17 protein-coding genes are annotated in these 18,462 nt (G+C 59.3%); 15 read left to right on the plus strand and 2 right to left on the minus strand.

Features of this window, described 5'->3' with window-relative positions:
* The first annotated feature begins 102 nt into the window (after window positions 1-102).
* The 4 genes from BM352_RS08620 to BM352_RS08635 all read left to right on the plus strand — a co-directional run bounded on the left by BM352_RS08620 (window position 103) and on the right by BM352_RS08635 (window position 4,117).
* Complete coding sequence (locus tag BM352_RS08620; RefSeq protein WP_090215340.1) at window positions 103-1,272, plus strand: FtsW/RodA/SpoVE family cell cycle protein; 1,170 nt, start codon at window positions 103-105, stop codon at window positions 1,270-1,272.
* 1 nt (window position 1,273) lies between these two features.
* Window positions 1,274-2,371 (plus strand): UDP-N-acetylglucosamine--N-acetylmuramyl-(pentapeptide) pyrophosphoryl-undecaprenol N-acetylglucosamine transferase, encoded by a 1,098-nt coding sequence (locus BM352_RS08625; RefSeq protein WP_090215344.1) that lies wholly within the window; start codon window positions 1,274-1,276, stop codon window positions 2,369-2,371.
* The gene (murC, locus tag BM352_RS08630; RefSeq protein ID WP_090215347.1) at window positions 2,368-3,780 is read left to right on the plus strand and encodes a UDP-N-acetylmuramate--L-alanine ligase; all 1,413 of its coding nucleotides are present in this window, start codon (window positions 2,368-2,370) and stop codon (window positions 3,778-3,780) included. Before BM352_RS08625 ends, murC begins: the two co-directional genes overlap by 4 nt.
* A gap of 79 nt (window positions 3,781-3,859) precedes the next feature.
* Window positions 3,860-4,117, plus strand: coding sequence for a DUF2484 family protein (locus BM352_RS08635; RefSeq protein ID WP_090215352.1), 258 nt, complete (start codon window positions 3,860-3,862; stop codon window positions 4,115-4,117).
* A gap of 135 nt (window positions 4,118-4,252) precedes the next feature.
* On the opposite strand, the gene BM352_RS19225 is transcribed toward BM352_RS08635, so the two are convergent.
* On the minus strand, window positions 4,253-5,233 hold the full coding sequence (locus tag BM352_RS19225) for a hypothetical protein (protein WP_090215355.1): 981 nt from the start codon (window positions 5,231-5,233) through the stop codon (window positions 4,253-4,255).
* A 372-nt stretch (window positions 5,234-5,605) separates the two neighbouring features.
* Here BM352_RS19225 and murB point away from each other — a divergent pair, with 372 nt between their 5' ends.
* The 11 genes from murB (at window position 5,606) to BM352_RS08695 (ending at window position 18,096) form a co-directional block, all read left to right on the plus strand.
* Window positions 5,606-6,523, plus strand: a complete 918-nt coding sequence (gene murB, locus BM352_RS08645; RefSeq protein ID WP_090215358.1) for a UDP-N-acetylmuramate dehydrogenase — start codon at window positions 5,606-5,608, stop codon at window positions 6,521-6,523.
* An 83-nt stretch (window positions 6,524-6,606) separates the two neighbouring features.
* Window positions 6,607-7,521, plus strand: coding sequence for a D-alanine--D-alanine ligase (locus tag BM352_RS08650; RefSeq protein WP_175500651.1), 915 nt, complete (start codon window positions 6,607-6,609; stop codon window positions 7,519-7,521).
* A complete protein-coding gene (locus BM352_RS08655; protein WP_245780943.1) occupies window positions 7,509-8,396 on the plus strand; it encodes a cell division protein FtsQ/DivIB in 888 nt (295 codons plus the stop codon). Before BM352_RS08650 ends, BM352_RS08655 begins: the two co-directional genes overlap by 13 nt.
* 19 nt (window positions 8,397-8,415) lie before the next feature.
* Window positions 8,416-9,750 carry a cell division protein FtsA gene (ftsA, locus tag BM352_RS08660; protein WP_090215365.1) on the plus strand — a complete coding sequence of 445 codons (1,335 nt, stop codon included), beginning with the start codon at window positions 8,416-8,418 and terminating at the stop codon, window positions 9,748-9,750.
* On the plus strand, window positions 9,751-10,146 hold the full coding sequence (locus BM352_RS08665; protein ID WP_090215373.1) for an ACT domain-containing protein: 396 nt from the start codon (window positions 9,751-9,753) through the stop codon (window positions 10,144-10,146). It abuts the gene before it with no gap.
* An 11-nt stretch (window positions 10,147-10,157) separates the two neighbouring features.
* Window positions 10,158-10,574 carry a hypothetical protein gene (locus tag BM352_RS08670; protein ID WP_090215379.1) on the plus strand — a complete coding sequence of 139 codons (417 nt, stop codon included), beginning with the start codon at window positions 10,158-10,160 and terminating at the stop codon, window positions 10,572-10,574.
* Between the two features lie 350 nt (window positions 10,575-10,924).
* Window positions 10,925-12,496 carry a cell division protein FtsZ gene (gene ftsZ, locus BM352_RS08675; protein WP_090215383.1) on the plus strand — a complete coding sequence of 524 codons (1,572 nt, stop codon included), beginning with the start codon at window positions 10,925-10,927 and terminating at the stop codon, window positions 12,494-12,496.
* A gap of 247 nt (window positions 12,497-12,743) precedes the next feature.
* The gene (gene lpxC, locus BM352_RS08680; RefSeq protein ID WP_090215386.1) at window positions 12,744-13,664 is read left to right on the plus strand and encodes a UDP-3-O-acyl-N-acetylglucosamine deacetylase; all 921 of its coding nucleotides are present in this window, start codon (window positions 12,744-12,746) and stop codon (window positions 13,662-13,664) included.
* Window positions 13,665-13,765: 101 nt separating this feature from the next.
* Complete coding sequence (locus tag BM352_RS08685) at window positions 13,766-14,641, plus strand: outer membrane protein assembly factor BamD (RefSeq protein WP_090215389.1); 876 nt, start codon at window positions 13,766-13,768, stop codon at window positions 14,639-14,641.
* 39 nt (window positions 14,642-14,680) lie between these two features.
* Complete coding sequence (recN, locus tag BM352_RS08690; RefSeq protein ID WP_090215394.1) at window positions 14,681-16,324, plus strand: DNA repair protein RecN; 1,644 nt, start codon at window positions 14,681-14,683, stop codon at window positions 16,322-16,324.
* Between the two features lie 65 nt (window positions 16,325-16,389).
* On the plus strand, window positions 16,390-18,096 hold the full coding sequence (locus BM352_RS08695; protein ID WP_425434519.1) for a chloride channel protein: 1,707 nt from the start codon (window positions 16,390-16,392) through the stop codon (window positions 18,094-18,096).
* 6 nt (window positions 18,097-18,102) lie between these two features.
* Here BM352_RS08695 and BM352_RS08700 read toward each other — a convergent pair whose 3' ends face one another.
* Window positions 18,103-18,444, minus strand: a complete 342-nt coding sequence (locus BM352_RS08700; protein WP_090215398.1) for a DUF427 domain-containing protein — start codon at window positions 18,442-18,444, stop codon at window positions 18,103-18,105.
* Between the last annotated feature and the right edge of the window lie 18 nt (window positions 18,445-18,462).

The following is an 18,462-nucleotide window of genomic DNA, read 5'->3' on the forward strand; positions in this document are numbered from 1 at the left end:
ATTTCCATAAACTAGAGGCTGGATTGCACGGCGATTTGGCGTTAGAGTTCGCGAATAGACCCGAAAAATCGGGCGTTTGAGGCAGTTAAGGCGGTAATTCTCATGACTGAGATGGTGTATGGCACCGCTCTGGTACATCCGGGCGAGCCAATTTTACCCAAATGGTGGCGTACGTTGGATCGTTGGTCGATGACCTGCGTCTTTGCGTTGTTTGGGATCGGGTTGCTCTTGGGGCTTGCCGCGTCGCCACCCTTGGCCGAAAAAAACGGCCTTGATCCCTTCCATTATGTGTCGCGTCAGGCCTTCTTTGGCTGCGTTGCGATGTGCACGATGATTGCCGTATCAATGATGTCGACCCATCTCGTGCGTCGCCTTGCGACCTTGTTTTTCGTCGTCATGCTGATCGCCTTGATGCTGTTGCCCGTCTTGGGAACGGATTTCGGCAAGGGCGCGACGCGATGGTATTCCCTCGGCTTTGCGTCTGTTCAGCCGTCCGAGTTTCTCAAGCCTGTCTTTATCGTCACCTCTGCGTGGCTGATCGCAGGTAGTCAGGAAATCAATGGCCCTCCGGGCAAGTTCTATTCATTTATCCTGACGCTGATTGTTGTCGGCTTCCTCGCGATGCAACCTGATTTCGGGCAGGCCTGTCTGGTCTTGTTCGGCTGGGGAGTTGTGTATTTCGTCGCCGGTGCCCCGATGATCTTGCTGCTGGGGATGGCTGGCGCCGTTGTCTTTGCGGGCGTCACCGCCTATTCGCTATCCGAACACTTCGCGCGCCGCATTGACGGCTTTCTGAGCGCCGAGGTCGATCCAACCACGCAGCTTGGCTACGCCACCAACGCAATTCGCGAGGGCGGCTATTTCGGTGTCGGCGTCGGGGAGGGGGCCGTGAAATGGTCTTTGCCTGATGCGCATACCGACTTCATCATCGCCGTTGCTGCCGAGGAATATGGTCTCGTCATGGTTCTGGCGATTATCGCCCTCTATGCAATTTTCTCTGTCCGCTGCCTGCACCGTCTGATGAAAGAGCGCGACCCGTTCATCCGCCTCGCAGGGACCGGCCTCGTGGCCATGTTCGCTATGCAGGCGGTTATCAATATGGGCGTTGCCGTTCGGTTGCTCCCCGCCAAAGGCATGACGTTGCCTTTCGTTTCCAATGGCGGCTCGTCTTTGATCGCCGGGGGTATCGCCCTTGGGATGCTGCTGGCTTTTACGCGCCAACGTCCACAGGGCGAGATGCGTGACATCCTACTCAAGCACCGGAGGGTCTAGAATGTCCGGCGCGCCACTTCTGGTTATTGCTGCGGGCGGCACGGGCGGGCACATGTTCCCCGCGCAAGCGCTGGCCGAGGCGATGCTGGTCCGTGGCTGGCGCGTGAAACTGTCTACCGATGCACGTGGCGCGCGCTACACTGGCGGCTTCCCGCATTCGGTCGAGATCGAGCAGCTTAAATCCGCGACCTTCGCGCGTGGCGGAATTGCTGGAAAACTCTCGGCCCCATTCAAGTTGGCCGCAGGCGTGTTGTCCGCAGTGATGGGGTTCCGCAAGGATCGCCCGTCCGTGGTCGTAGGCTTCGGAGGCTATCCCAGCTTTCCGGCGATATCGGCGGCCTATCTGATGAAGCTACCCCGCGCCATCCACGAACAGAACGGCGTGCTAGGCCGCGTGAACCAACTCTTCGCCAAACGCGTGAACACCGTCGCTTGTGGCACTTGGCCAACTGCGCTGCCTGAAGGCGTTGAAGGTGCATACACTGGCAACCCGGTGCGCGGCGCGGTACTGGAACGCGCTTCGGCGGGCTACATCAATCCAGGTGATTACCCGATGAGCATTGTGGTGATCGGCGGCAGCCAGGGCGCGCGTATCCTGAGCCAAGTTGTTCCAAGTGCAATCGCCGCATTGCCGGAACCCATGAAATCGCACCTGCGCGTCGCCCATCAGGCCCGCGACGAAGATGCCGAGATGGCCGCCGCGACCTATGCGCAGGCAGGCATCGATGCCGAGGTGCAGCCGTTCTTCCAAGATGTGCCCAGCCGCTTTGCCGAGGCGCAGTTGGTGATCTCCCGCTCCGGCGCATCCTCCGTCGCTGATATCTCTGTAATCGGGCGCCCGTCTATTCTTGTCCCCTTTGCCGCAGCGACTGCGGATCACCAAACCGCCAATGCGCGCGGCTTGGTTGAAGCCGGGGCAGCCATCATGATCCCTGAAAGCCAACTGACTGCCGACACGCTCGCCGCCAATATTGAGAGCATTCTGAGCAATCCCGACGGGGCGCTCCGCATGGTTCAGGCAGCCTTGTCGGTTTCTCGCCCTGACGCGACGGAACGGCTGGTCGAAATCGTAGAAACTCTCGCAAAGAAGAGCACATGAACGCAGCAGCAACAAAACTCCCGTTAGAACTTGGCGCCATCCACTTTGTGGGGATCGGCGGCATTGGCATGTCCGGCATCGCAGAGGTGCTTTTGAACCTTGGGTATACTGTTCAAGGCTCCGACATGAAGACGTCCAAGATCACCGACCGTCTGGCCGAACTCGGGGCCACAATCTTTGAGGGTCAACGCGCTGAGAACTTGGAAAACGCCGATGTCGTGGTGATTTCCTCCGCGATTAAAGCCGGCAATCCAGAGTTAGATCACGCCCGCCTCACAGGCTTGCCGGTTGTGCGCCGCGCCGAGATGCTGGCCGAGCTGATGCGCCTCAAATCCAACATCGCCGTTGCAGGCACCCACGGAAAAACTACGACGACGACGATGGTTGCGGCCTTGCTGGACGCGGGCGGCATCGACCCGACTGTGATCAATGGCGGCATCATCCACGCCTACGGCTCCAACGCGCGCATGGGCAAGGGGGAGTGGATGGTGGTCGAGGCCGACGAGAGTGACGGCACATTCAATCGCCTGCCTGCCACCATCGGCATCGTCACCAATATCGACCCGGAGCATATGGAGCATTGGGGTGACTTCGACACGCTGCGTCAGGGGTTTCTGGATTTTGTGTCCAACATCCCGTTCTACGGTCTGGCCGTCTGTTGTACCGATCACCCCGAAGTCCAAGCGCTGGTTGGCAAGATCACTGACCGCCGCGTGGTGACTTTCGGCTTCAACGCCCAAGCCGACGTGCGGGCGATCAACCTGAGCTACAAGGCAGGCGTCGCCCATTTCGACATCGCGTTGCAAAACGAAGATATGGTGATCAAAGGCTGCTCCTTGCCGATGCCCGGCGATCACAACGTCTCGAATGCGCTGTCGGCTGTCGCAGTGGCCCGCCATCTGGGGATGAAGGCCGAAGAAATCAAAGCAGCGCTTGCCAGCTTCGGCGGTGTGAACCGTCGCTTCACGAAGGTCGGCGAAGTCAACGGCGTGACGATCATTGACGACTACGGTCACCACCCGGTTGAAATCGCCGCTGTGCTGAAAGCTGCGCGTCAGGCAACCGAGGGCCGCGTGATCGCGATCCACCAGCCCCACCGGTATTCGCGGCTCCATTCGCTGTTTGACGACTTCTGTTCCTGCTTCAACGACGCAGATGTTGTGGGCATCGCAGAGGTGTTCGCGGCGGGGGAGGACCCGATCGAGGGCGCCTCCCGCGATGATCTGGTCGCAGGTCTGCTGCGTCACGGCCATCGCCATGCACGCGCAGTGATTGATGAGGATGATCTGGAACGGCTGGTCCGCGAGCAAGCCCGCGAGGGCGACATGGTCGTGTGTCTCGGCGCAGGCACGATCAGCGCTTGGGCCAACGGGCTTCCGGCGCGGTTGGAAGGCAAAGGTGGGAAATGACTGACTTTCATCTCGCTTCCGCCCGCGTCATCCTGAGGGCAGTCGAACAACAAACGGTTAGGTGTCAGGTAGTGGTGGGATGAGCATGTCTTTGATCGCGGCATTCGTGTGGCTTATCGCGGCAAATCTGCTGGCGATGCTGCCCTCGCGCGACAATCACTGGCGCCGTGCCTACGCGCTGATCGCTATTGGCGTGCCGCTGCTGGGCTGGGTCACCTACGAAAACGGCCCATGGATCGGGCTGATCTGTCTGGCCGCAGGCGTGTCCATCCTGCGCTGGCCCGTCCGCTATCTGGGCCGCTGGGTGAAAAACAAAGCCGCCCCGCCAGCCGAGTAATCGGCCCTAAGCCTCACACGCCAACTCCGTGACTAAAGCGCCGTGCCAATGGGCTTGGCCGCTTCCAAGTCCCATCCTCACATAAAGAAACAGGCGCAATCTCTTGCGCCTGTTTCATTTGAGTATCGTGTCAGTTTAACCGAGCGCGTAAGGATCAAACTCGTCTTCAACTTGGTCATCTTCGAAGTCTTCCTCGGGCATATCCATCGCCAATTCGCCAAATGGGTCGTCCGGCATCAAGATTTCGTCGCCTTGGCTGTCATCGCCCTGATTGTCTTCAACCGGTGGCTCTTCTTCGCCGACAGGCTCTTCAACCAGGTCGAAATTCTGCTCTGGGTCAAAATCAGTGACTGGATCGCCGTTATCAACGGGATCGTTGCCGAACGGATCATCTTCAATCGGCGGCACGTCGGTGTCAGGCTCATCGACCGGATCATTTGGCTGCTCCGGGTCGACATCTGTCACCGGATCGTCATTATCGACCGGATCATTGCCGAACGGATCGTCTTCGATGGGTGGTACGTCATCTGTCGGGTCATCCTCGGGATCATCCACCGGATCGTCCGTCTGATTTTCCGGATCAAACGGATCGTCTACCGGCTCGTCAGGTGCATCAGGTGCAGTCCCGCCCAGCTTCAGCGACCCGTCACGCGAGCCGTCTTCTTCGCCAACAGATGTTAAGCGAACCGCAAAGTCGGCCCCGTAAAAGTCTTCCAGCATCAAGTCGGTGCTCTCATGCGACAAGGTGAAGGACGTCTCTTGGATGTCGTCTTTCGCCATGCCGGACGAGCCAAGGCGGATGCCCGCATCGAAGCCTTCGTCTTGTGTCAGCTCGCCTTTGACATTCACGCCGCCGCCCAAGTTGTAGACATCGCCTTCGGCGTAGGATTGGTTCGAGACGTCTCCGCCGTCAGCGACCAGTCCGTCCAACAAGGATGGATCGGCAAGGTCAAAGAACAACCCGTTCAAATCACCGATTGATCCTGTGTCGTCCAATACGAGCAAGTCGAACTGCAGATCACCTGAGGCCAGCTCTGTAATCGTGACCTGGACGTTGACGTCGCCCTCGATCACGAATGTCATAGTTTGTAATTCAGATGTTGTGGTCTCTGACATTAATACATTCCCATTTACACGCCCCCAACCCTGTCCTTGCACATCATCCGAATATGGCGGGAAGTTGTTTAAAACAGTTCTAGTTTCGGACGGGACCACGGTTTTTACGGTTTTCACATCGGGCGCGGAGACAATCATCTCGTACTATCGGGTTTGTCCTCGTTTCACGGTTAATGGCATGCGTCCCACCGATCTCGGCTTATAGGCCAGCCGCGGCCAATGTGTGGGGGCGGTTGCGAGTTGGCAGTCCAATCCCCGCCACATTCACACAAAACCTCCGACACAAATCATACATGTGTCATACGTAAGTCATACACCATAAATCCCCGTTTCCCCTTGCCCAAACACCCCCTCGCATTTAGCACCGATGCCATGACAGATTTCCCCCAAACCCGCGGCACCCTGACGCTTGATCGCCCTCTGGCGGACCTCACTTGGTTGCGCGTCGGCGGCCCCGCGACAGCGCTTTTTCAACCCGCAGATGTGCAGGATTTGACAGCATTCCTGCGTGATCTAAATCCCGCGATCGAGGTCTTTCCCATGGGTGTCGGCTCCAACCTGATTGTTCGGGACGGCGGGCTTGATGCGGTTGTGATCCGGCTTGGACGCGGCTTTAACGGGATTGAATTTGACGGCACACGCATCACTGTGGGGCCTGCGATGCTCGACGCCCATGTGGCGCGCAAGGCCGCCGACCAAGGCCTTGATCTGACATTCCTGCGCACCATTCCGGGTGCCATTGGCGGCGCGGTGCGGATGAACGCGGGCTGCTACGGCTCCTACATTGCGGATGTGTTCGTGGAGGCGACGGCGATCACGCGCGACGGCGAAACGGTAACGCTGTCTGCGGATGATCTGCATTTCGGCTACCGCTCCTCCAATCTGCCAGACGGTATGGTGATTGTAGAGGTCATCCTTGAGGCGCCAAAAGGCGATCCCGAGATGCTGCATCAACGCATGGTGGACCAACTCGCCAAGCGCGACGCCACGCAGCCCACCAAGGATCGCACGGCTGGCAGTACGTTTCGCAATCCTGCCGGATTTTCCTCAACGGGGCGCGATGACGATACGCATGAGCTGAAAGCGTGGAAGGTCATCGACGAGGCAGGTTTGCGCGGCCACAGCTTGGGTGGCGCGCAGATGAGCGAGAAGCATCCCAACTTCTTGATCAACACTGGTGGTGCAACCGCCGCAGAACTGGAAGATTTGGGCGAGCTGGTGCGGAAAAGGGTTCTCAAACACAGCGGAATAGAGCTACAATGGGAGGTGCTTCGGGTAGGAAAACGCTAACCTGAGCAGGCACTAACCAAATATAGGGGTCACAAAGGCCCCAAGCACAAAATAAGCCCCAAAAAGGGGCAATTGAGGCGGATATGTCGAGCAGGACAATTCGCAAAGTGGTGGTACTGATGGGCGGCCCCTCGGCAGAGCGGGAGGTTTCGTTGTCATCTGGGCGCGATTGCGCCACCGCGTTGCGTGAGGCGGGCTATGAAGTGACGGAGCTGGACGCGGGTCCGGATCTGGCTGCGCGTCTGTCGGAAATTCAACCTGATGTGGTCTTCAATGCACTCCACGGTCGTTGGGGCGAAGATGGCTGCGTTCAGGGCCTGCTTGAATGGATGCGCATCCCCTACACCCATTCCGGCGTCTTGGCTTCGGCCACTGCGATGGACAAAGAACGCACCAAGCAGATTTACCGCGAGGCAGGGTTGCCTGTGGTCTATAGCGTGCTGGCGTCCAAGGCGGATGTCATGGCCTCCCACGTGATCCCCGCGCCATATGTGGTGAAGCCCTATAACGAAGGCTCCTCCGTAGGAGTTTATCTGGTGAACGAGGGGGCCAATGCCCCGCCCAAGCTGTCGGACGACATGCCAGAGACTGTGATGGTCGAAGTCTTCGCGCCGGGTCGCGAACTGACAACATCCGTGATCGGCGATCGCGCCTTGATCGTAACGGACATCCTGACGGACGGCTGGTATGATTACGAAGCGAAATACGCTGAAGGCGGCTCGCGCCACGTGGTGCCCGCGGATATTCCGGACGAGATCACAGCCCTGTGCAAAGACTACGCCCTGCGCGCCCATGATGCTTTAGGCTGTCGCGGCGTGTCCCGCACGGATTTTCGGTGGGACGAAGCTAAAGGTGCAGCTGGCCTGATCCTGCTTGAAACAAACACCCAACCCGGAATGACGCCAACCTCCCTGACGCCGGAACAGGCGCAGAAGACGGGCATGTCGATGGCCGAGCTGTGCAAATGGATGGTGGAAGACGCCTCATGCGACCGATGAACCCGTTCTCCAAAAAACAGTCGGGTAGCGATCCCGCCCCCAGCCGCTGGTCCTACCGGATGGAACGGCTGTGGCTGACCCCCGCGTTCCGCAAGGTCGTGCGCGTCGGGATGCCTAGCTTTCTGGTCGTCGCAATGGTCGGGCTCTATGTGACGGATTCTGACCGCCAACGCGTCATGTCGGAGAAATTCGACGAAATCCGCCGTTCGGTTGAGGAGCGTCCTGAATTTATGGTCAAACTGATGGCCATTGACGGCGCGTCACCCGAGCTGAACAGCGCCATCCGCGAAGTCATGCCTGTTGATCTGCCCCTGTCCAGTTTCGATCTGGATCTGGAGGCGATGCGCAAGCAGGTCGAAAGCCTTGATGCGGTCAAGCGCGTTGATGTCCGCGTGCGCGCGGGCGGGCTGCTGCAGATTAATGTGGAAGAGCGTGTGCCCGCTGTGGTCTGGCGCGGGCCTGATGGGTTGGAGCTTCTGGATGTCGGCGGGCACCGTGTCTCGGCTTTGGCAAGCCGTGCGGCCCGTCCTGATCTGCCCCTCATTGCCGGGGAGGGCGCAAATGCCGACGTCCCCGAAGCGCTGGCCTTGCTGGAGCGAGCCGCCCCAATTCGCGACCGCGTGATCGGCATCGCGCGCGTATCAGAGCGTCGCTGGGATCTGGTTCTGGACCGCGCCCAACGCATCATGCTGCCACCTCGCCAGCCCATCTCTGCACTCGATCGCGTTTTGGCGCTCAACGAGGCGCAAGAGCTGCTGAAGCGAGACGTCACCCATATCGATATCCGCAACCCTGACCGTCCCACACTTCGGATGACCTCTGACGCGCTGGCCTCCATGCGCGAAATGCAGGGCATCAAAGTGAAAAACAACTAGAACGAGAGACGAGCGTCCCATGACTGATTTGTACCAATCTCAACGCGCCATGAGAAACAAACGCCAAGCTGCCATGCAGCGGGGGGTGATTGCGGTGCTGGATGTGGGGTCTTCAAAAATTGCATGTCTGGTTCTGCGTTTCGACGGTCCTGACAGTTTCCGCGACAGCGACGGCATCGGCTCTATGGCCGGTCAGTCATCGTTCCGTGTCATCGGGGCGGCCACAACCCGCTCGCGCGGTGTGCGCTTTGGCGAGATCGACGCCATGCACGAAACCGAACGCGCCATTCGCACCGCAGTTCAGGCGGCTCAAAAGATGGCAGGTGTGCGTGTTGATCATGTGATCGCATGTTTCGCGGGTGCGAAGCCGCGCTCCTACGGGCTTGCGGGCAGCGTCGATCTGCATGACGGCGCAGTGACTGACAATTGCATCGCCCGCGTTCTGTCTTCCTGCGATATCCCGGATTATGGCGAAAACCGCGAAATCCTGCATGCGCAACCAGTGAACTTTGCCGTGGACCACCGCTCTGGTCTTGGCGATCCCCGTGGTCAGGCAGGCAACGCCTTGTCCGTTGATATGCATATGCTGTCCGTTGATCGCGCCCCCATCGAAAACCTGCTCTACTGTATCAAGCGTTGCGATCTGGAGCTGGCCGGCATCGCGTCGTCCAGCTACGCGGCTGGTATTTCGTCGCTGGTAGAGGATGAGCAAGAGCTTGGGGCCGCCTGTATCGACCTTGGCGGTGGCTCGACCGGCATCTCGATCTTCATCAAGAAACACATGATCTACGCCGACACAGTTCGGATGGGCGGCGATCACGTCACCTCCGACATCTCTCAAGGCTTGCAGGTTCCAATGCCAACGGCGGAGCGGATCAAAACCTTCTACGGCGGGGTTCAGGCGACGGGCATGGACGACCGCGATATGATTGATCTCAGCTCGGACACGGGCGATTGGGAACATGACCGCCGCACGGTGAGCCGTGCCGAGGTGATTGGTGTCATGCGTCCGCGCATGGAAGAAATTCTGGAAGAGGTCCGTGTCCGCCTCGACGCCGCTGGCTTCGAGCATCTGCCAAGCCAGCGTATCGTGCTGACCGGCGGCGCGTCCCAGCTTCCGGGGCTCGATGGTCTGGCCTCGCGCATCCTTGGCCAGCAAGTTCGCCTTGGTCGCCCGCTTCGTGTGCAAGGCTTACCGCAATCCGTCACGGGGCCGGGTTTTGCCTCCGCCGTGGGTACCTGTCTCTTCGCGGCACATCCACAAGACGAATGGTGGGACTTCGATATTCCTGTCGAGGGCTATCCGGCGCGGTCGCTGAAACGTGCGGTAAAGTGGTTCAAAGATAACTGGTAGATGGCAGGCGAAACCAATCTCGGCGCGCTCATCCGCTCCCTCAAGCCCAGCTTGATCGATGGCGTCTATGTTTTCGCCACTGTGGCATCTGTCCCAGACGGTCTTGCGCCGCGCATGGTGTTCCAAGAGGCAGAGGGGACAACTCTGATCCTGCTACGCGAGGAGGCTCAGGCCCACGGGCTGTCCTTCGAGTTTCCGTCACGGATGATCACGCTCGACATTCATTCTTCGCTGGAGGCAGTAGGCTTCATGGCCCGCATCGCCACAGTGCTCGCCGCTGAAGGGATGGGTGTGAACCCCGTGGCAGGTTTCTACCACGACCATCTGTTCGTCCCCGAGGATCGGGCCAAGGACGCGATGGTTGTTTTGCACAAACTCGCGGCAGGCGAGACGTAAGGAGAACGATTATGGCGCAACGTGGGGCAGGCGGAACAGATGGCGGCACGGGCAGCTTTTTGCTCGGGTTCGTGATGATCTGTGCGGGGGGCTATATGCTGCTCAATGGTATTATCGTGCGCCCGCGGTTCGGACTGGGCCTGGTGGCCTTCCGAGTGGGCGGGCTGCCCGTCACCTCCGGAATGATCTTGGTGCCGTTCATGTTCGGCGTCGGGCTGATCTTCTACAATGCGCGCAATTATATCGGCTGGGGCTTGGCGGCGGCATCTTTGATCGGGTTGGTGTTCGGTGTCATCGCCAATATCAACCTTCAAATGGTGTCGATGAGCGCCTTTGATCTGCTCGTTATCCTTGTGCTGCTGGTCGGGGGGATCGGGCTCTTCCTGCGGTCCTTAAAAGACCTGAAATCTGGCGACGCGCAGGGGTGACAGGCCTCTTGAGCTAGGCTATTATCTTCGTATTGCCCGCAAGAGGCATAATCAGGCCGAGCAGTGGCCCCCGAATATAACAACCGATTCCATGCGCAACTTCGCTGCGCGCGGAGTGTTCTCCCTTTGTCTTGTGTCTGTGGTCGGAGTTTACGCCAGATATCGGCGTTTAAGCGAAATGCTGCCGATATCTGACAGATTCTGGCCATATTTTGTGGCAAAAATGCCTTTTTCGCGTGACCTCCGATAACTCCTTCGATAGGATTTGCCGAAACGGGGCATAATCATAAGGGCCGCATGGCTCATTCGTGAAAAGTACACACACCTTATTCTTACGGGCGGACCAGCACATGACACTTAATCTTCGGATGCCAGAACAAGCAGATCTCAAACCACGCATCACCGTCTTCGGTGTGGGTGGTGCAGGCGGGAACGCCGTGAACAACATGATCGAGAAAGAGCTTGATGGTGTCGAGTTCGTGGTCGCCAACACTGACGCGCAGGCGCTTCAGCAGGGCAAGGCCCCCGCGAAGATCCAGATGGGTGTCAAAGTCACCGAAGGTCTGGGCGCGGGTGCGCGTCCATCGGTCGGTGCCGCCGCCGCCGAAGAGACCATCGAAGAAATCGTAGACCACCTTGCCGGCGCCCACATGTGCTTCATCACCGCCGGTATGGGCGGTGGCACGGGGACAGGCGCCGCGCCGATCATCGCACAAGCTGCCCGTGAGCTTGGCGTTCTGACCGTGGGTGTTGTGACCAAGCCGTTCCAGTTCGAGGGCGGCAAGCGCATGAAGCAAGCTGAAGAAGGCGTTGAAGCCCTTCAGAAAGTTGTCGACACGCTGATCATCATTCCAAACCAGAACCTGTTCCGTCTGGCCAACGAGAAAACGACCTTCACCGAGGCATTCTCCATGGCCGATGACGTGCTGTATCAAGGTGTCAAAGGCGTCACCGATCTGATGGTGCGCCCTGGCCTGATCAACCTCGACTTTGCAGACGTTCGCGCTGTGATGGACGAGATGGGCAAAGCCATGATGGGCACAGGCGAGGCAGAGGGCGAAGATCGCGCCGTTCAAGCCGCCGAAAAAGCCATCGCCAACCCGCTGCTGGACGAAATTTCGCTTCGCGGTGCCAAAGGCGTGCTGATCAACATCACCGGTGGTCACGACCTGACCCTGTTCGAACTCGACGAAGCCGCCAACCGCATCCGCGAGGAAGTGGATCCAGAGGCGAACATCATCGTCGGTTCCACGCTGGACACCACAATGGACGGCAAAATGCGCGTCTCGGTTGTGGCAACCGGTATCGAAGCGTCCGAAGAACTGCTGTCGCACCCGGTCGCGCGTCGTTCCTTGGCCGCGCCGCTGACCTTGGACCGCGCAGAGCCTGCTCCGCAGCCAATGCCGGAAGCTGAAGTTGCACAAGCACCTGCTGCTCCGGCTTACCAGCAAACCGCAGCGTCCGAGCCTTCGCTTTTTGAAGGGATCGAGCAGCCGAAAGAAGACGTCGCAGAAGACGGCCTTCCAGCACCAGTCTATACCCCTGCGCCGCAGCCGGCCTTCCAGCCCGCCGCCGAAGCAGAACCCGTGCAGCCTGTGTTCCAGTCACGTCAAGCTGGCACTCCGACGCCGGAAGCAATGGAGCGTCTGCGTGCAGCCGTGAGCCGCACTCCGGGCCAAGATCAACAGCACACGCATCACGAGCCTCAGCCAGCTGAAGTTCACGCCGAGAAGCCGCGCTTCGGGATCAACTCCCTGATCGGTCGCATGACGGGTGCCGCAGAAGGCGAGTCACACTCGGCCCCACAACGCCATCAGCCTCAAGTGTCGCACGCACCTGCACCGCAGCCGCAGCGCGCGCAGGCTGATCCAGAGCAGGAAAAGATCGAAATTCCGGCCTTCCTGCGCCGCCAAGCCAACTAACAAAAGCGTTGTAACGCAACGTCACGAGGCCGGGTTTAGCCCGGCCTCTTTCGTTTTTATCCTTTGTTTTCAAACAACTTGCTGCGCTGCGGCGAAATATGACAGTTATGTTGCAAACGGTCATAAAGAGTGAGTTGTGACACGGCCCTTCCCCCCATATTTTACAGTCAATCCAGACGGGCCTACTCCGCCCAAAGAGACAAATAGATATAACGAAGCCCACGAGCGGCTTTATCGGAGGCCTTGCGTGCAAGCCACTTTGACACAGACGATCAGCTTTGAGGGCGTAGGCCTTCATTCCGGCAAGCCGGTTCGCATGGATGTGCATCCTGCAGCGGCGCGCTTTGGCATCTGGTTCAAGCGCACCGACGTCACCGATGCGGACAACATGATCCGCGCGATCTATTCCGCAGTTGGCGCGAAGCCTTTGTGCAGCGAACTGTCCAACGAGGACGGTGTTGGTGTCTCGACTGTAGAACACATCATGGCGGCCCTCGCAGGCTGCGGGATCCACAATGCTCTGATCGAGCTTGATGGGCCGGAAGTCCCAATCATGGATGGCTGCTCTGCTGATTTTGTGCGCGCCATCGTTGAAACCGGAGCACGCAAGCAAGCCGCGCGTCTTTATGCAATCGAAGTCCTGTCCCCCGTTATGGTCGAAGACAATGGCGCGATGGCAATGCTGACGCCTGCGGGCGGTCTTGAAATCGATTTCCACATCGAGTTCCCAGACGCGGCGATCGGTCGCCAGCACATGGCGCTTGATATGCGCAATGGCACGTTCGTGCGCGAGCTGTCCGACAGCCGCACATTCTGTCGTAAGGCCGACATCGACATGATGCACGAAAATGGCCTCGCGCTTGGCGGGACCTACGAAAACGCGGTCGTCGTTGATGGCGATGATGTGCTCAGCCCCGGTGGGTTGCGCCACGCGGATGAGGCTGTGCGCCATAAAATGCTGGACGCTTTGGGCGATTTGGCTTTGGCAGGCGCGCCGATCTTGGGCCGCTACACTGGCATCAAGGCTGGTCATGCGATGACCAACAAGCTGCTGCGCAAGCTGTTCGCTAACCCGTCTTCTTACCGTTTTGTGCCTTGCTCGCCCGAGCAAGCAGCGCGTTTGCCCGGCGTGGGTGTACGCAAAGCTGATTTGGCACTGGTCGCCTAACCAACATAAAGGCGTTTTGCCCTGCAAAGAGATGTGTTAGACCAGCCCAAAGAGGCCGTGAACCGGACACCGGGGCGGCCAAGCAATGAGGTTGGCGGTCAATGACAGGGCGCAGCAGGTTTATCCTAAGAACAGTCACAGCGTTCGCGTTGGTAGCAAGTGTGTCAGCATGCGGTAATCGCAACGGGGACGGGTTCTTTGCTAATTTTTGGGGCTCCAAAGCCGAAGCACCGCTTGAAACCTTCGGGCCGGAAGAAATCTACAAACGCGCCGAATTCCAACTGGAAAGCAACGACATTGACGAAGCTGTTCGCCTTTTCAGCGAAGTTGAGCGTCTCTACCCGTATTCCGAATGGGCCAAGCGCGCGCTGATCATGCAAGCGTTCTCGTATCACGCCGACCGTGACTACGAAAACTCCCGCGCCAGTGCACAACGGTTCATCGACTTCTATCCGGCAGATGAAGATGCGCCCTATGCGCAGTACCTGCTGGCAATCAGCTACTATGACCAGATTGACCAAGTCGGTCGCGACCAAGGTTTGACCTTCCAGGCGCTTCAAGCCCTGCGTACGGTGATCGAGCGGTATCCAGACAGCGTGTACGCCAAGTCATCTGTCCTGAAGTTCGATCTCGCCTTTGACCATCTGGCCTCCAAAGAGATGGAGATCGGGCGCTACTACCTGAAGCGTGGACACTATTCTGCGGCGATCAATCGCTTCCGTGTGGTTGTCGAAGAATTTCAGACCACCACCCACACTGCCGAAGCCCTGCACCGTCTGGTCGAATCCTACCTGTCGCTGGGCCTGACCGACGAAGCTCAGACTGCTGGCGCCATCTTGGGCTACAACTTCCAGTCCACAGGCTTCTATCAGGACAGCTACAACCTTCTCAAAGGGCGTGGGCTGGAACCGGAAGCTGCAGGCAAGGGCTGGTTGCAGGACATCTATCGTCAGGTCGTCCGAGGCCAGTGGCTATAACGGGCCACGGGGTAGGCCCCGTGCCACGGGTGGTATCTCATGCTGCGCACGCTTGATATTCGGGACATGCTTATCATTGACCGGTTGGAACTGGAGTTTCAGCCCGGCCTCAATGTGCTAACCGGAGAAACAGGGGCCGGTAAATCTATCCTATTGGATTCGCTGGGTTTTGTTCTTGGCTGGCGTGGGCGGGCCGAACTGGTCCGCACCGGAGCAGAGAAGGGCGAAGTGATCGCTCAGTTCGATCTCCCCGCAGGTCACGCCGCTTGGGCAGTGCTGGAAGACGCCGGATTTGAGCATGAGGGCGAGTTGATCCTGCGCCGCACCAACTATCCAGACGGTCGCAAGCAGGCCTATATCAACGACCGCCGCACCTCCGGCGAACTGCTGCGCGCCTTGTCTGAAACGCTGGTTGAATTGCACGGCCAGCACGATGACCGCGGTATCCTCAATCCCAAAGCCCACCGCGACATGCTCGACAGTTTCGCCGGGCTGGATTTGTCAAACCTCGCCAGCCGCTGGCAGGCACTGACCGCCGCGAAGCGGGAATTGAAGCGCGCCCAGAAAGCCTTGGACGAAATCCGCGCCGAGGAAGAATTCCTGCGCCATGCCGTAGCAGAGTTGGACGCCTTAGACCCACAGCCCGGCCAAGAGGCAGACCTTGACGTCAAACGCCGCCAGATGCAGGCAGGCGAGCGCATTCGCGACGATATTGCTCGGGCCTTGCAGGCCCTTGGCTTGAACGGCGCCGAAGGCTTGGTAAATGATGCGTCCCGTTGGCTCGAAGGGGTTGCGGATCAGGCCGAGGGGCAGTTGGACGAGGCCGTTTCAGCGCTAGAGCGCTCGGTGAACGAGCTGAGCGTTGCCCAGCAAGGGGTCGAGACGATGCTAGAACGCCTGCAATTCGACCCGATGGAACTGGAGCAGGTCGAAGAACAGCTCTTTGCGCTACGCGGTTTGGCGCGAAAGCATGAAGTATTGGCTGATGATCTGGCAAGTTTCGCCGAAGGGCTGCGCTTTCGTCTCGCTGCGCTGGATGGCGGCGAGGTGGAATTAGCCGACCTGCGCAAGGCGCTCGCCGACGCGACTGCGTCCTACCAAGAAGAGGCCGACCGCGTGACAAAGGCCCGCCAAGCAGCGGCGACTAAGCTCGACAAAGCCATGAGCGCCGAGCTCGCCCCACTGAAAATGGAACGTGCGGTGTTCAAAACCGACGTTACCCCCGAACCGGCCGGCCCCGAAGGGCAGGACGATGTGTCTTTCACCGTCGCCACCAACCCCGGTGCGCCCTCAGGGCCCTTGAACAAAATCGCATCCGGCGGGGAGCTTTCGCGCTTTCTGCTGGCACTCAAGGTGTGTCTGTCCGGCACGGCTGAGGGTGTGACGATGATCTTTGACGAAATCGACAGGGGTGTCGGCGGGGCTACCGCCGATGCTGTTGGGCGCAGGCTCAAATCCCTTGCTGATGGTGCGCAGGTGTTGGTCGTAACCCATTCGCCGCAAGTCGCTGCTTTGGGAGGCCATCACTGGCGGGTGGAGAAGCAGGTGCGCGATGAGCAGACGTTCTCGACCGTGATCCCGCTGGATGAAGCTGCGCGTATCGATGAGATCGCGCGAATGGTGTCGGGTGACACCGTTACGGACGCAGCCAAGGACGCCGCGCGGTCATTGCTGAAAGTCTAGCGCTCTAGACCCCCTTTGGCCTTTGACCTAAGACTTTACTAAGAAGGGCGAGGCGCCGGGGAAATATGGCCGAGCAACCACCAGAAGACGACACAGACCGCGGATTTCTCCGCGAGCAACTCGACGACGGGCTCAGCGCCTTGGCAAACGGGTTGCGGATCATGCGTAGGCGTGGGCCGTCGCAGCTTCAATTCTGGTTCATCGCATTGCTCATCGGGATTGCTGCCGGTTTGGCCGCGTTGTTGTTCCGTAAGGGCATCGCCGCCATTCAAGGCGTGGCCTACGATGCCAAAGATGTCCGCGCGTTGCAGGAATTTGTCACCGACCTCGACTGGTATTGGATCGTGCTGATCCCGATTGCAGGCGGTTTGCTGACGGGCTGGATCCTGCACATGTTCACCGATGACGGGCGCGTGCGCTCGGTCGCCGATGTGATCGAAGGGTCCGCGTTAAGCGGGGGCAGGGTGGAAAAACGCGCAGGGCTAGCTTCGGCTGCGGCGTCGATCATCACGCTGGGAACAGGCGGATCGTCAGGTCGAGAGGGGCCGGTGGTCCACCTTGCAGCAGTTATATCCAGCTGGGTGTGCGGGGTGATCAAAGCGGACAGCATCACGGGCCGAGATCTGCTTGGATGTGCGGTCGCCGCCGCAGTTTCGGCATCGTTCAATGCACCCATCGCCGGTGCGCTATTCGCGTTGGAAGTTGTTCTACGCCACTTCGCTGTCCACGCCTTTGCGCCGATCGTGATCGCCTCCGTTGCTGGCACCGTGATCAACCGCTTGGCGTTCGGGGACGTGACCGAGTTCGTTCTGCCAGCCAACAACACGCTCGATTTCTATGTCGAACTTCCGGCCTTCCTGCTGTTGGGGCTCGTCAGCGGGCTTATCGCAGTGGCCTTGATGCGCGCGATCTTCTGGGCGGATGACGTCGGCAATCATATCCAAAAGCGCACTGGTATGCCGCGCTGGTTGCGCCCAGCCTGCGCAGGGGCGTTGTTGGGGGGCATAGCTGTGTGGTTCCCGCACATCATCGGGGTCGGATATGGCACGACCTCTGCCGCACTCACCGGGGAATTGCTGCTGCACGAGGCAATTATCTTCGCGATCCTCAAGGTGGCAGCTGTGGCCATAACCATGGCGGGCCGGATGGGCGGCGGGGTGTTTTCACCGTCGTTGATGGTGGGCGCGCTGACAGGCTTGGCCTTCGGCGGCATTGCCACCAGCGTGTTCCCCAATGTCTCCGGTTCCGAGACGCTTTACGCGCTGGCGGGAATGGGAGCGGTCGCTGCTGCTGTGCTGGGTGCCCCGATTTCCACAACGCTTATTGTGTTCGAGCTGACAGGTGACTGGCAAACCGGCCTTGCCGTGATGGTTGCCGTGTCGCTCTCCACAGCGCTCGCCAGCCGCTTGGTGGATCGGTCGTTCTTCCTGACGCAGCTGGAACGGCGCGGCGTGCATCTGGCGGCGGGGCCACAGGCGTATCTGCTGTCGATGTTTCGCGTGCGCAACGTCATGCGCGACGGGGATCACCCGTGGGCCGCGACAGAGGAAGATATCTGGAAGCTAATCGAAAAGGGCATCCACATTGCCCCGAATGCCACGCTGGAAGATGCGATGCCCATCTTCGAGATCAACAATGACGTGTTTATCCCTGTGGTCACTATGGGCGCTGAAGGCGAGCCTCCTGATATTCTGGGCGCGCTCTTTCAGGTGGATGCGTTAAAGGAATATAACCGCGCTCTGGCCGCAACCGCGGCAGAGGAGCATTCCTGACCCAAGTCAGACTTCTTCGACGGTCACTTTGTCTGCGTAGAAGGCCAAATGGCCCGCGATGCGCTCCAGCCCTTCATTCGGCGTCTCGTAAGACCATGCCGCGTCCTTGATCGGGCCACTTTTGGCTTCAAGCGTGTAGTAAGACGCGTCGCCCTTATGCGGGCAGTGGCTGGTGGTGTCATTCTTATCAAAGAACGCCATCGCCAGATCTTCGCGTGGCACATACAGAACCGGAGCCAAGTTGCCTTCGCTCAACTCGATGACGTTGCTGCTTTCCCCCAGAACGGCGCCCGCTGCGCGGATCGAATAGCTGCCGGGTGCATTGCGCAGTTTGATAGTGTCGGCCATGGTAACACGCCCCTTTGG

This window comes from Litoreibacter janthinus (assembly GCF_900111945.1).
GTDB classification, from domain to species: domain Bacteria; phylum Pseudomonadota; class Alphaproteobacteria; order Rhodobacterales; family Rhodobacteraceae; genus Litoreibacter; species Litoreibacter janthinus.

What these genes read in the sequence shown, in the direction of transcription:
- BM352_RS08620 (WP_090215340.1), top strand. Translation starts at nt 103, where the DNA reads ATGACTGAGATGGTGTATGGCACCGCTCTGGTACATCCGGGCGAGCCA.
- BM352_RS08625 (WP_090215344.1), top strand. Translation starts at nt 1,274, where the DNA reads ATGTCCGGCGCGCCACTTCTGGTTATTGCTGCGGGCGGCACGGGCGGG.
- murC (WP_090215347.1), top strand. Translation starts at nt 2,368, where the DNA reads ATGAACGCAGCAGCAACAAAACTCCCGTTAGAACTTGGCGCCATCCAC.
- BM352_RS08635 (WP_090215352.1), top strand. Translation starts at nt 3,860, where the DNA reads ATGAGCATGTCTTTGATCGCGGCATTCGTGTGGCTTATCGCGGCAAAT.
- BM352_RS19225 (WP_090215355.1), bottom strand. Translation starts at nt 5,233, where the DNA reads ATGTCAGAGACCACAACATCTGAATTACAAACTATGACATTCGTGATC.
- murB (WP_090215358.1), top strand. Translation starts at nt 5,606, where the DNA reads ATGACAGATTTCCCCCAAACCCGCGGCACCCTGACGCTTGATCGCCCT.
- BM352_RS08650 (WP_175500651.1), top strand. Translation starts at nt 6,607, where the DNA reads ATGTCGAGCAGGACAATTCGCAAAGTGGTGGTACTGATGGGCGGCCCC.
- BM352_RS08655 (WP_245780943.1), top strand. Translation starts at nt 7,509, where the DNA reads ATGCGACCGATGAACCCGTTCTCCAAAAAACAGTCGGGTAGCGATCCC.
- ftsA (WP_090215365.1), top strand. Translation starts at nt 8,416, where the DNA reads ATGACTGATTTGTACCAATCTCAACGCGCCATGAGAAACAAACGCCAA.
- BM352_RS08665 (WP_090215373.1), top strand. Translation starts at nt 9,751, where the DNA reads ATGGCAGGCGAAACCAATCTCGGCGCGCTCATCCGCTCCCTCAAGCCC.
- BM352_RS08670 (WP_090215379.1), top strand. Translation starts at nt 10,158, where the DNA reads ATGGCGCAACGTGGGGCAGGCGGAACAGATGGCGGCACGGGCAGCTTT.
- ftsZ (WP_090215383.1), top strand. Translation starts at nt 10,925, where the DNA reads ATGACACTTAATCTTCGGATGCCAGAACAAGCAGATCTCAAACCACGC.
- BM352_RS08685 (WP_090215389.1), top strand. Translation starts at nt 13,766, where the DNA reads ATGACAGGGCGCAGCAGGTTTATCCTAAGAACAGTCACAGCGTTCGCG.
- recN (WP_090215394.1), top strand. Translation starts at nt 14,681, where the DNA reads ATGCTGCGCACGCTTGATATTCGGGACATGCTTATCATTGACCGGTTG.
- BM352_RS08695 (WP_425434519.1), top strand. Translation starts at nt 16,390, where the DNA reads ATGGCCGAGCAACCACCAGAAGACGACACAGACCGCGGATTTCTCCGC.
- BM352_RS08700 (WP_090215398.1), bottom strand. Translation starts at nt 18,444, where the DNA reads ATGGCCGACACTATCAAACTGCGCAATGCACCCGGCAGCTATTCGATC.